This window comes from Bacteroidota bacterium, assembly GCA_016713765.1.
Classification (GTDB): Bacteria; Bacteroidota; Bacteroidia; order AKYH767-A; family 2013-40CM-41-45; genus Pollutiaquabacter; species Pollutiaquabacter aromativorans.
In genome coordinates this window covers 1,113,171-1,126,637 of the sequence record JADJON010000001.1, presented here as the reverse complement: position 1 = coordinate 1,126,637, position 13,467 = coordinate 1,113,171, and the positions used below count along the sequence as shown (strand labels likewise).

The following is a 13,467-nucleotide window of genomic DNA, read 5'->3' as shown; positions in this document are numbered from 1 at the left end:
CCCCTGCGGATTGCCCTGGCCCAACTGGATGTCGTCATCGGCGACTTTGAAAAAAATGTCGCCCGCATGCGCGAGTACCTGGAACGTGCCAAAGCCGCCGGTGCCGATCTCGTAGTCTTCCCGGAACTGGCGATCTGCGGCTATCCGCCGCGTGACTTTTTAGAGTTCCGCGACTTCATCGAACGCGGACATGCAGCCGCGATGCAACTCGTCGGTGACTGCACCGACCTTGCCGCGATCATCGGACTGCCCACCGTTAATCCGAAGGCGGAAGGAAAAAACCTCTTCAACAGCGCCTGGGTGATCCAGGATGGCAAGGTCACGGCCACTGTGCACAAAGCCCTATTGCCGACCTATGACATCTTTGATGAATACCGCTACTTCGAACCGGCCCGGGAATTCCAAACCGTGACTGTTGCGGGTAAAAAGATCGCGCTCACGATTTGTGAGGACCTGTGGAACGTGGAAGACGACCCGATGTATGTCTCCTGCCCCATGGATGCGCTGATCAGGGAAAAGCCCGACCTGATGGTCAACATCGCCGCTTCACCGTTTTCCTACGATCATGCCGAACAGCGAAAGGCGATCCTGTTGCGCAATGTGAAGCAGTATGGAATTCCGTTGGTGTATGTCAATCACGTCGGCGCACAGACGGAGATCATCTTCGACGGCGGCTCGCTGGCAATGGATCGGACAGGAACCATCGTTTCGGAAGCAGCCTACTTCGAAGAAGACCTGCTGTTGGTTTCACTTGAAAACGATGGGCAACTCACGGCAACTAAAGCAACCGACATAACACGGTCAGCCCCGAAGGAGAAGATCGAACGCATCTACCGGGCCCTGGTACTGGGTATACGCGATTATTTCAGGAAACAAGGTTTTCGAACTGCTACGCTGGGACTTTCGGGCGGCATTGATTCCGCTGTCGTGACCTGCCTTGCAGCCGATGCCCTTGGTCCCGAAAACGTGAAAGTACTGCTGATGCCTTCCGGATTCTCATCAGAAGGATCGGTCACCGATTCCCTCGAATTGATCCGGGCTAACGGCGTGAACCACGAAACGATTCCCATCCAATCGATCTTTGATGCTTATCTGGCCGCACTCCAACCGGCCTTTTCCGGATTACCGTTCAATGTCGCGGAAGAAAACATCCAGGCGCGCATACGAGGCGGATTACTCATGGCCCAATCCAACAAGTTCGGCTCGATCCTGTTGAATACCTCCAACAAGAGTGAGATTGCGGTGGGATACGGAACACTTTACGGAGATCTGTGCGGCGGAATATCGGTCATCGGCGACGTCTATAAAACGGATGTCTTCAAGCTTGCCCGTTTCCTCAACCGCGATCAAGTACGCATTCCGGAAGCAATCATCAACAAGCCTCCTTCCGCAGAATTACGGCCCAACCAGAAAGACAGCGACTCGCTTCCCGAATACGACATCCTCGATCCCATTCTCTTCCAATACATCGAAAAGCGAATGAGTCCCTCAGCTTTGGTTGAGATGGGGAACGATCCCGCCCTGGTAGCCCGCATCCTCAAGCTGGTCAACACCAACGAATACAAACGCTACCAGACACCACCCATTCTACGGGTCTCCCCGAAAGCTTTTGGCATGGGAAGACGACTGCCGATCGTCGGTAAGTACTTGTCATAACGGAAAGACGCGTGTCCGACTTTTCGCTACGAACTTTCGCTTCCGGCCTTACTGTCAATCTCAATTTTCCATTCTTTAAAGCAAGGTTCGATATTGGCTTAAGTTGACCATCGGACTCAGGATATTTTAAAACCGAACAATTCACTCCCCCCTGTTCAACTCTTCGCTAAGTGCCAAACGAATCCTTGGTATAAGCGAATTACCTTTGATGAAAATCTCACCTATGTTAAACAAACTGTTGCTATCCCTGACTCTTCTTTTTCTTTCCATTAACCTACGCGCTCAATCCGACTTCCGCGAAGGCGATAACGTGGTCTCGTTCGGGGTCGGCCTTGGCAGTGCGCTGGGTAGCTTTTCGTCCAATTCGCGCACACCCGGCCTCAGTGTACAGTTCGAACACGGCCAGTGGGAGGTCGGCGGTCCCGGAACGGTATCGATCGGTGGTTACCTCGGGTACAAAGGATTCAAGAATTCCGGAACGTTCCCCTACAATGGCGGTAGCTGGCGCTATGACCAGCACTGGCGCTATATCATCCTCGGCTTGCGCAGCGCTTATCACTACCACGGCTTTGAAGTAAAAAACCTGGACCCCTATGGTGGCCTCATGCTCTCCTACGACATCCTGGATTACTCCTACAGCGACAACCTCCCGAATGTGGAATATGATTACGGTGGCACATACTCCAGCACCCTTTCGCTGACCCTTTACCTCGGTTCACGCTATTACTTTGATTCCAACTGGTCCGCCTTCGCAGAATTAGGCTGGGGCGTTTCCTTCCTGACCGTCGGCATGGCTTACAAGCTATAAGGATAGATTACTAAAAAAAGAAACGGCCACGCAGTGCGTGGCCGTTTCTTTTCTTGGATAGATCCTGTTCAGTTGACGGTCCAGGTTTCTTTTCCGCGCAGCAGCGCGTCAAGGTCACCTGCACCACGCTTGCTGAGCATGGTGTCGATCTGTTCGATCATCTTATCCTCGTAGCAGGGGCGATCTTCGACATAGAAGACGCCGAACGGACGCGGCAAGTGCTTTTCAGACATCGTTCTCGGGTTGTCAAAGAAGCGGGAAAGTATACCGGCTTTCACCCGATCCCGCTCGTCGTGGATCCAGCAATCGTTGACCGAATTTCCTTCCGCCAGGTTCACGACGACCGGCGTAAATCCATCCAACTTGATACCCAATTCGTTGTTCTCCCCGAAGACCAATGGCTTGCCACTCTCCATGAAGAGCGTCTCCTTCTTCTTGCTGGCCTTTTCCGTGAACACTTCGAATGCTCCGTCGTTGAATACGTTGCAATTCTGATAGATCTCCACGAACGAAGCACCCTTGTGCTCGTTCGCCTGCCGCAGCACCGATTGAAGGTGCTTGGGATCACGGTCCATCGAGCGCGCCACAAAGGTCGCATCGGCACCCATGCACAATGCGATCGGGTTGAACGGATGGTCAACCGAACCCATCGGCGTGGACTTGGTGATCTTGCCTTCCTCCGAGGTCGGAGAATACTGGCCCTTGGTCAGACCGTAGATCTCGTTGTTGAAGAGCAGAACGTTTACATTGAAGTTGCGGCGCAACAGGTGGATCGTATGGTTACCGCCGATCGAAAGACCGTCGCCGTCGCCGGTAACGATCCAGATGCTGAGCTCCGGACGGGCCGCTTTCAGGCCACTGGCGATCGCCGTCGCGCGACCGTGAATGGAGTGCATGCCGTACGTTTCCATGTAGTAAGGGAAACGGGACGAACAGCCGATGCCGGAAACGAACACGATGTTCTCGCGCGGGATCCCAAGGTCGGGAATAACCGACTGCGCCTGCTTCAGGATCGAGTAGTCGCCGCAACCGGGACACCAACGGACTTCCTGGTCGGTGACGAGTTCTTTCGACGTATATTTTTCTATGGTGGGGTTATTATTCTCCATGATGATGATTTCCTTTTTATGATCAACCGGTGATTACTTGAGGGTCTCCTCGATCTTCTTGAGAATCTCTTCCGCGGTGAACGGCATACCCTGGATCTTGTTGAATCCGACAGCCGGCACCAGGTACTTGTCGCGGATCATCTTGATGAGCTGACCCGTATTCATCTCCGGGATGATCACCTGGTCAAACGCATACAGCAATTCGCCCAGGTTCTTCGGGAACGGACGGATATGACGGAGGTGGGCATAGGATACGTCCAGCCCCTTCTCACGCGCCTGGAGCACCGCGCTCTTGATGGCGCCGTAGGTGGAGCCCCAACCGAGCATCAAGAGCTTACCCTTGGCGTTACCGATCTCGGGTTTGATCTCCGGAATATAGTCGGCGATCTTTTCCACTTTCGCTTCGCGCATACGGACCATGAATTCATGGTTGGCTGCGTCGTAACTGATGTTACCGGTTTCGTGCTGTTTCTCGAGACCGCCGATGCGGTGCTCGAGTCCCTTGGTTCCGGGAATTGCCCAGGGGCGTGCAAGCCGCTCGTCGCGCTTGTAGGGGAGGAATTTGTCTCCGTTGTTTTTCTCCGTAGCAAACTTCACCGGAATGGCAGGAAGGTCTGCCGCCTTCGGGAATTTCCAGGGCTCGGCGCCGTTGGCGATGTATCCGTCGGTCAACAGGATCACCGGCGTCATGTGTTGCACGGCGATCCGGCAAGCCTCATACGCCATGTCGAAGCAATCGGATGGCGTCGCAGCGGCGATGACCGGAATCGGACTCTCACCGTTCCGTCCGTAAACCGCCTGCAAGAGGTCACTCTGCTCGGTCTTCGTCGGGAGGCCCGTCGAAGGACCTCCGCGTTGTACGTTCACGATCACCAGGGGCAACTCGAGCATGAGCGCAAGTCCCATGGCTTCGGTCTTGAGCGCGATACCGGGCCCGGAGGAAGTCGTCACCGACAAGGCTCCGCCGAAGCTGGCGCCGATCGCCGACGCAATGGCTGCGATCTCGTCTTCCGCCTGGAAAGTCTTTACGTTATAATTCTTGTGCCGGGATAGTTCGTGCAGAATATCCGAAGCAGGGGTGATCGGATAAGAACCCAGGAACAAGGGCAAACCGCTCTTCTCCGCAGCCGCGATCAATCCGATCGCGACAGCCTGGTTACCCATGATGTTCCGGTAGGTGCCGGAAGCGATCTTGGCCGGATTAATCGTGTAGCGGGTGGTGAACTCTTCCCGCGTCTCTCCGAAGTTGTAGCCGGCCTTCAACACTTTCACGTTCGCGTCGCGGATCTCAGGCTTCTTCGAAAACTTGTCTTCGATGAACTTCAGCGTATGCTCCATGTTCCGGTTGTACATCCAGTACAGGAAGCCCAACACGAACATGTTCTTCGCTCGGTCGATCTCCTTCACGCCCAGTCCGCTTCCTTCGAGCGCCGTACGCGTCATCTTCGTTACATCCAGCTTGATCACACGGAAAGAATCCACCGTACCGTCTTCCAGCGGATTCTTGTCGTCGTATCCGGCAAGACGCAGATTCTTCGGATCAAAACCGTCCGTATTCACGATGATGGTTCCGCTCTTGCGCAGGAAGCGCAGGTTGGCTTTCAACGCGGCCGCGTTCATCGCAACCAGTACGTCGCAATAATCACCCGGCGTGAAGATCTCGACACTGCCGAAGTGTAACTGGAATCCTGAAACTCCGGCAAGCGTACCCTGAGGGGCACGGATCTCTGCCGGGAAGTCGGGGAAGGTGCTCAGGTCGTTCCCGAACAGCGCCGCGGTATTGGTGAACTGGGTACCCGTCAACTGCATCCCGTCACCGGAGTCTCCGGCAAACTTGATGATGACGTTCTCCAGCACTTCATTCTGACGTTCCATAGATGGTTGGGGAGAAGTAGTTGAATTCATACAAATATAGGGATTTTTCGGCCTTTTCCTGGAAGCCAAAGATCCCTGAAAAGCCACACCTGCCACATGACAGGGGTCACATCCAGCCCTTTTCGAACAGGTCCCGGGTATGATAGGAAATGATCACATCCGCCCCGGCTCGGGCGAATGCGTGCATATTTTCTACAACAATCCGCTGTTCGTCGATAAATCCGGCTTTGGCAGCCGCTTTGACCATCGAATATTCGGCCGAAACGTTGTAACAGGCCAGCGGCAGGCGGCTGCTCTCCCGGACAGACCGGATGACATCCAGATAAGCCAGTGCCGGCTTGACCATCAGCATATCCGCCCCTTCCGCCTCGTCCAACAGGGCTTCCCGAACCGACTCGCGCCCGTTGCGGAAATCCATCTGGTACGACTTGCGATCCCCTTTCCCGGGCGCAGAATCGGCGGCCTCGCGGAACGGACCGTAATACGCGGATGCGAACTTCACGGAATAGGACATGATCGGTGTGTCGGAAAAACCGTTCGCATCGAGTTTGCTTCGGATCGCCGCGACCCGGCCATCCATCATGTCGCTGGGAGCAACCATGTCTGCTCCGCATTCGGCGTGCTTCAACGCCATGCGTGCCAGCACTTCGAGGGACGGATCGTTTTGGACGTAATCATGCTCGATGAGCCCGCAATGCCCGTGCGTGGTATACGCGCAAAGGCAGACGTCGGTGATGACATACAACTGCTCCCCGAAAGCTCCTTTCAACGCACGTACCGCTTCGGCCACCACACTATGGTCGTGATAAGCTGAATGGGCGTCTTCCGCCTTTGCTTCGCCTACGCCGAACAACAGGACTTTGTCGATTCCGAGTTTCAATCCCGCTTCCACGTCACGTACCAACTCATCCACCGAGAAGCGATGGATGCCCGGCATGGCTTCGATGGCCTGTCGATTCTTGCTTCCCGGAATGACGAAATACGGATAGATGAACTGATGCTTGGACAAGCGGGTCTCCGAGACCATCTCGCGGATGATCGGGTTCTTACGAAGTCGGCGGGGACGTATGGTGAGCATGCGAAGGAGTGGTTTTCAGAATGGAGCGTTGATCCAGATGCTTCGCGTATCAAGCCTGCGCGCTTAGGCCAAAGACGGCACGGGACAAGCCCGCTTCATCGAATGCGTCGGGCAAGTGCGGATGTTGAACACCTTGTTCGCGCAAGGCGGATCGCGTGGCATGCCCCATCGCAATTACTTTGACGGAGGCTGGTAATGTATTTTTGGCGAAGTATGCTTCGACATTCGAAGGACTGGTAAACACATAGATGGAGGCTGGATCCACCGGGGTATCGTTTTTCAGTATCGTCTCGTAAACCACGAGATCGATGGCTTGTCCCTTTTTCACCAACTGCTGCTGGACGGAACGCAAACTGCCTTTCGCTTGTGGGAACAACACACGCGCATCCCCGATCAAAGCGGCAAACTGCTTCCCGGTCAAACGCGTGTCCGTCGAACCACCGATGAAATCGGCCCGATGCCCGAACTTGCGCAATGCTTCCGCAGTCGACTTCCCCACGCAGGCGAAACGTCGACCGTCGACCGTCGGCCGTTGCCGGAAGAAATGCTGTACCGCCTGCTTGCTGGAAAAGAAGATCCACTCCGAATCGGGAAGTGATCCGATTGTTACCGGGTTCGTTTCAATTAATGCCCGGCCATCGACCGTGAATTGACGCGCTTCCAGTATGCGTCGCAAATATGATTCGTGGGTCAGATCCCGGCTGACGAATACTCGTTGCGGTGCAATGCCTTTTATGCGTTGCACAGCCGTAGCGGCCATGGTCTCCGGATGCCTGGATTCGACCGTGACGCCGACGGGACTTTGATCCCAGGACTCCGCCCGGGAGGTGACGAGGCGATAACGTCCTTCTTCTTCGAGTGGTACTGCGTAGGCGCCTACCGGCATATGACAGCCGCCTTCAAACAGGCGCAACACTTCCCGTTCAAGCGCGATGCAGGCTTGAACATCGGGATGGTGCAAGGCTTGCAGGGAGCGATGTAATTCATGGTCTTCAGCCCGAATCTGCAAGGCCAGAACGCCTTGCGCCGGAGCGGGAACAAATTCCGACGGATCCAGCCGCTCGACGTGGAGGTCGGACAAGTCGAGCTCCAGTCGCTCTAAACCCGCCGCGGCCATCAGGATCGCGTCATACTGCCCGTCGCGCAATTTCTGAACGCGGGTAGGAACGTTGCCGCGAAGATCTTCGAGGATCAGGTCGGGGCGAAATGCGAGCAACTGCGACTTTCTGCGTGCAGCGGAAGTGCCGACACGCGCCTGTTTTCGCAACGAGAACTTTTTCCGGTTATCGACGGCTTCCTTCCGGATCAACAAGCGCTCCGATGGATCTTCACGACCCGAAACGGCTGCGATGATCAGGCCCGCCGGCTGTTCGGTGGGCAGGTCCTTGTGCGAATGCACGGCAAGGTCGGTCTCACCGTTCAGCAATGCTTCTTCGATCTCTTTGGTGAAAAACCCCTTGCCTTCGAGCTTGTCGAAGCTGAGGTGCTGGATGCGGTCACCCTGAGTCTTGATGATCTTCAACTCACTGTCGAGACCGATATCCTTCAGCAAGGATTGAACGAATCGAGCTTGCCAGAGCGCGAGTTCGCTTCCCCGGGTACCGATGATCAAAGGATTACGCATAATTGGAAATTCCGGACAGACCGGCGATAAAGATAATCGGGGCGTGCGAATATACCGCCGTCCCGTTGCTCACTGCTTGTTCAGCAGGATCTCCTTGGCCATGACCATCGGGACGCTGATGTATTTCTTTTCAAGGTAGTCGATCACCTTGTCCAATACTTCCCGTGAATGCTCGTCGAGGCCTTCGATGTCTTTGGCAAAAATATCGGATACCGCTTTCTGACGGATCTCGCGGATCTTGTCGGGTACTTCCCGCATCCGGATCTCCAGTGAACGCGTGCGGTGCAGGTCGTCGAAACTGCGGATCGACTCTTCGATGATCCGCTCTGCGTGCAGGAATTCGCCCTGCCGTTCGCTGAGGTTGCGCTCCGCTTCGGCCTTGAGTTCTGCGATGTCGATCAGGTGTACCGGGAACGAGCGGATCACTTCCGCTTCGATATCGGCCGGAATCGCGAGGTCGACCAGGACTTTTTCCGTCAGCTCACCTTGCAGCAGCCGCTCGTAAACGCCCATGGTAATCACCGGATCGGCGGAGCCGGTGCAGGAGATCAGGACGTCGAAGCCGCCCTTATAATTCGAAAGCCCGCTCAGCGCGTATGCCTCCGCTGTGACTGTGGATGTGCGGACCAGCTTGGCAAGCTTTTCAGCATTGGACAACGTCCGGTTAAAAAAGACAAAGCGATGAAATCCCTGCTTGAGCAGGTACTTCACCAGGTTTGTATTCGTTTCTCCGGTTCCGACTACCAGGATGCGCGCGTCTTTGGACAGTTTGCGCTCCCGCAGTTTGCGTTCCGCCAGAGACACGACGGAAACAGGGTTGTTGGCGATCTTCGTTTCCGTGTATACCCGCTTCGCAGTGGTGATCGTCGATTTCACCAGCAGGCGGATCAGGTCGCCGGTCAGGCCTTCTTCCTGCGCTTTCTCATACGACTTGCGGACCTGGGTAATGATTTCCCGCTCACCGACTACCAGGGAGTCCAGGGAAGAAGCTACGCGGTAAATATGCCGAAGAGCGTGTTCACCTTCGTACACCTGTCCATGCCGCAGGGCAAACTCGAGCTCTTCATCGCTCCAGTCGGGTCGGAAGTACTGAAAGAACCTCCGCAGGAAACTTTTGTCGCAGGCAGTCGGGCTGGAAAAGATGAACTCGATCCGGTTACAGGTGGCGAGGTAAAGCAGTTCGTCGATATCAACCGAAAACTTGAGGAATGCGAGGCGTTCCTTCCGGTTCTCCTCATGTAAGAAGAATCGGTTGAGCTCCTTGAGGGGAGTGTTCTTATGCGTGAACGAAATGACCTTCAGGGACTGCAATTCGACTGCTGGTTTTTCCGGCTGCAAAGGTCGGAAAGCGGCCCTCTCCCCTGTCATATTTGTGTCACGAAGGATTTGGTTAACCTGCATGGCGGTAAAGAAACATGGATGGTGAAAGCCGGGACATGACATGCATCACCCGACTTGCAGAGAAGGGTCATCAAAACTGAAGTACAATTCTGAATTCCGTCTGATGTTTGGCAATCAGCAAGATGAAGTTCATGCAAACCACCCGGATCAGGTCATGGAATTGTCATGCTTTCACTCCAGCCCGGTCAAGCGTCCGATTTTATCCTCCAGCCAGCGAATATCGGCCACGCGCCGGTTCTGCGAGATCTCCTGCAGAAGACCCTTCAAGGCAATCGGGTCATCCTGCTTGCGCAAGGTGCGCGAGGCGAACGAGATGAAGTTGCGGTAAATCAGGCGTTGGTAATCCGACACTTTTCTATTACGCGAAAGGAAGGTCCGGAACGCCGATGCATGGTAATCGAAGAGTTCTTCCTCCCCCAATTCGAAATAGACCTTGAGCAGGATCGCGCGCACATCCAGTTGATAGTAGAGGTCGCTGAACTCCACCTGCTGGAAAATCCGGATGGCCGCATGGTACTGTCCCGTATGAAAGAAGTAGTTACCCAGGTTATAGCGCTGTGCATTCGACCGTTCCTTTTCCGGCAACCGCCTCAGTTCACGGTCAAGGAATGCGCGGACCCAATCGTATTCCTTCAGGCGCAAGCCGATCGTCACGATGTTCTTGAACTCGCCTGGAGCCAGCCCGGTCTCGTCTAGCAGTTCCGTTTGCGAGAGATACAACTGATAGATACCGAACAACTCTCCGATAAAGGCACTGGCGCCGGTATTGATCTGTTTCACGCAGTAATTCTTCAGGTAACGGTAGAACTCCTCCTGCTGAGCGACACTGAATCGACCCGACCACTGACTGACGAGTTCTTTCAGGCGTTGAAAATGTGCGGGGGTCTCCGGTTCCGTGAGCGTATCGTAGATGGTGGAGTAGATCGCGATCGCCGGGTCGTGCCGAAAGGGCTCCTCCTGCGCCATTTGCCGGACCTTTTCCATTGCCCTTAATTCTCCCCGCACTTGCATGACATTCCGCGCATTGATCAACTCACACGCGAGCTGAAGTTTTCTGGCAAGATAGAAGGCATCGAGTGGGTCCAGCACAGTCGAGAAATCCAGCTCTCCCTTTCGACCCGCGCCCCGGCTCGCTCGTTCCAGGCGCAGACTGCCGAATGCATGTTGCCAAAACCCGCTATAGGGGTGGATCACATCGAGTTGCTCTGTCGCAGGGAATTTCAGCTCTTCATATCCAGCCGCTTTGTCCGCCTCCAAAGCGATCCAATTCTCCATCCGCAGCCAGGCCATCATTTCAGGATGACGACGCAGCCGGCGCACCGCAAGCCAATCTCCGATCCAACCCACCAGATCCGATTCCGCCCGCCGGTCTTCCGGCTGTTCACCACGCTTCCGGGGCGATTTTTCCCGTTTTTTATAGACGCTCCATAATTCATCGGCGCCACTCCGCTTCAGGTCACGCTCCAGCCACCGCTTTTCAGTGGCCGTCAAGGCGTCGATCAATTCCTGTAGCTTGGATTCCATGCGTAATTATACACAACTATTGTATAGTTATAAACTTGTATTTCAATATTTTATACTTATTTTACAAGAATATAATACTGTAATTATACCAAAAAATGAAATTGCATGCACCTGGCGACTCCAATACATTCGTATCGGGTTAATCCGCCCTCTAAAATTTAACCCCGATAATCAACTACCTTACTTTATCCCGCAGCGCCATGAAACGAATTCTACTCTTCCTGTCCGCCTTACTCGGCCTCATCAACAGCGCACAATCGTCCCACATCATGGGTGGCGAATTGACCTATGATTGGCTCGGAGGAAACGATTACCGTGTCCGCTACACCTTCTATCGGGATTGCGCGGGTATTCCGGCACCTAATTCGGTAGTCATTACCTACGGCTCCGTTGGTTGTGGCGCTACCGGCCTCTCTGCGACGCTTTATCCTACACCGGCTTCACCGGTTCTGGTGGCGCCTGTTTGTCCTTCCGCGATCACAACCTGTCAGGGCGGATTATCCACCGGTATCGAGCAATGGTCCTACGAAGGAACCGTACTGCTGTTCCCTTGTCCGGACTGGGTGATCGAATACACCGAGTGTTGCCGTAACGCATCGATCACGAACCTGGTGAACGCCTCTTCCGAAAATGGGTACTTCAGCGCGTTTCTGAACAACGTGGCCACGCCATTCAACAACCTGGCTCGTTTCGCCAACGCACCGGTTCCTTTCCTCTACACCGGACTTACCAACCAGATCAACAACGGCGCATACGATCTCGACAACGACTCCATCGTAGTCACACTCGCTCCTGCATTATCGGGCCCTGGCACATCGATCCTCTACAACCCGGGCTTCTCTGCCACCACACCCATCATGAGCTCGCCGGCGATGACGGTGGACCCCGCGAATGGCAACATGGTGGTCACTCCTACGCAACAGGATGTGGACGTAGTCGTCTATCAAGTTCAGGAATACCGGAACGGTGTGTTGATCGGCGCCTTCAACCGCGACATCCAGGTCACCATCGTCAACAGCGCCAGTAATCTGCTCCCCGCCCTTTCCGGAATCAACGGTACCCCGTCTTTCAACACCACCGCATGCGCGGGTGATACCGTGCGTTTTTGGATCTATTCCTCGGACCCCAATGCATCCGACAGCACCACGATCAGTTTCTCCGGCAACGCCGCTTCCCTGATCACGTCCTCTTCTTCCGGTGGCGCGCAGGATTCCGTCGAGATCGAGCTGATCACCGATGGTTCGCTCGTCAGCCCACAACCTTACCTCTTGTACGCTACCGTACGCGATAACGCCTGTCCGTATAACGGCCTGCAGACCTACGCCTACACGATCTATGTCAACGGCTGCGGCACCGACGTATGGCCCGGCGATGCAAACAACGACCTCAATTGCAACCTCTACGACATCCTTCCGATCGGCGTAGGCTTCGGCAGCAGCGGTCCGGTACGTAGCGGCGCATCGCTTTCCTGGGTTGCACAACCGGCAACCGACTGGAGCCAGAACTTCGTTTCCGGCATGAACTACAAGTATGCCGATACCGATGGCGATGGTACCATCACCTGGAGCGACACCACCGCGATCGGTCTTAATTACGGACTCAACCACCCTGCCCGCCTCGCACCGCCGACTACTTCAACCGCTATCGGCAACCTTTTCCTGGTAGCGAGTGAAGACACCGTCGGTCCCAGCGGACAAATGCAGGTTGCGGTACAACTCGGCCAAGGCTCGCAGCCGGTTCCGGGCATCTACGGTGTAGCCTTCCGGCTCTCCTTCAATCCGATGGTGGTGGATGCTGCACAATCCAACTTCGCTTTCCTGCCCACCTCCGGTATGGGAACCGTGGGAACGAACCTCCTCACGTTCGTTCGCCCGAATTGGTCGGCCGGCTACGTCGACGCTGTGGCCGTACGCATGGACCACACCAACGCTTCGAGTGATACCACGATCGCTTTGTTCGATGTGGTTATCATCGATAACGTCAGCGCCCGTACTGTTTGCAACTTCGAACTGACCGGTGTTCGCGCCATCACCCAGGCCGGCATCTATCAGCAATTGACCACCTATGCCGACAGCGTGGACGTCAATTCCATCCCGACCGGCGTTTCATCGCCTGCCGCGCTTGCTTCCATCCGTCTCTACCCGAACCCCGCCAACACGCGCCTCAACTGGACTGGCAAGGAAACGGTGAGCAGTATCACCATCGCCGATCATTTGGGCCGCACCGTATCGTACCAGGAAATCGGAGACAACAGCCGCAGCATTTCCCTCGAGACCATTCCGGCGGGATATTACTTCGTCACCCTTCAGACACAATCCGGCGCGACCACACGCCCCCTCTGCATTCAACGATAGTTTTTTAGTTCCATGTTTCCTGTTGGTAAACCGTCCGG

The 13,467-nt window shown here is 55.1% G+C and carries 9 protein-coding genes; 3 read left to right on the top strand and 6 right to left on the bottom strand.

Going from position 1 to position 13,467, the window contains the following annotated elements:
• Positions 1-3 precede the first annotated feature (3 nt).
• Positions 4-1,656, top strand: coding sequence for an NAD+ synthase (locus IPJ96_04330; GenBank protein ID MBK7909576.1), 1,653 nt, complete (start codon positions 4-6; stop codon positions 1,654-1,656).
• 223 nt (positions 1,657-1,879) lie between these two features.
• Complete coding sequence (locus IPJ96_04325) at positions 1,880-2,464, top strand: omptin family outer membrane protease (GenBank protein ID MBK7909575.1); 585 nt, start codon at positions 1,880-1,882, stop codon at positions 2,462-2,464.
• A gap of 68 nt (positions 2,465-2,532) precedes the next feature.
• Here the strand turns inward: IPJ96_04325 and IPJ96_04320 are convergent, their stop codons facing one another.
• The 6 genes from IPJ96_04320 to IPJ96_04295 all read right to left on the bottom strand — a co-directional run bounded on the left by IPJ96_04320 (position 2,533) and on the right by IPJ96_04295 (position 11,075).
• Positions 2,533-3,573, bottom strand: coding sequence for a 2-oxoacid:ferredoxin oxidoreductase subunit beta (locus IPJ96_04320; protein ID MBK7909574.1), 1,041 nt, complete (start codon positions 3,571-3,573; stop codon positions 2,533-2,535).
• A 33-nt stretch (positions 3,574-3,606) separates the two neighbouring features.
• Positions 3,607-5,448: a 2-oxoacid:acceptor oxidoreductase subunit alpha gene (locus tag IPJ96_04315; protein MBK7909573.1), complete on the bottom strand. Its 1,842-nt coding sequence runs from the start codon at positions 5,446-5,448 to the stop codon at positions 3,607-3,609.
• A gap of 106 nt (positions 5,449-5,554) precedes the next feature.
• Entirely contained in the window at positions 5,555-6,526 is a 972-nt protein-coding gene (gene hemB, locus IPJ96_04310; GenBank protein MBK7909572.1) for a porphobilinogen synthase, read from the bottom strand.
• 49 nt (positions 6,527-6,575) lie between these two features.
• Positions 6,576-8,150, bottom strand: coding sequence for a hydroxymethylbilane synthase (gene hemC, locus IPJ96_04305; GenBank protein ID MBK7909571.1), 1,575 nt, complete (start codon positions 8,148-8,150; stop codon positions 6,576-6,578).
• 69 nt (positions 8,151-8,219) lie between these two features.
• Positions 8,220-9,461 carry a glutamyl-tRNA reductase gene (hemA, locus tag IPJ96_04300; GenBank protein MBK7909570.1) on the bottom strand — a complete coding sequence of 414 codons (1,242 nt, stop codon included), beginning with the start codon at positions 9,459-9,461 and terminating at the stop codon, positions 8,220-8,222.
• A 261-nt stretch (positions 9,462-9,722) separates the two neighbouring features.
• Positions 9,723-11,075: a hypothetical protein gene (locus tag IPJ96_04295; GenBank protein MBK7909569.1), complete on the bottom strand. Its 1,353-nt coding sequence runs from the start codon at positions 11,073-11,075 to the stop codon at positions 9,723-9,725.
• A 200-nt stretch (positions 11,076-11,275) separates the two neighbouring features.
• Between IPJ96_04295 and IPJ96_04290 the strand changes: the two genes are divergently transcribed.
• Positions 11,276-13,429, top strand: coding sequence for a T9SS type A sorting domain-containing protein (locus tag IPJ96_04290; GenBank protein MBK7909568.1), 2,154 nt, complete (start codon positions 11,276-11,278; stop codon positions 13,427-13,429).
• Positions 13,430-13,467 lie beyond the last annotated feature (38 nt).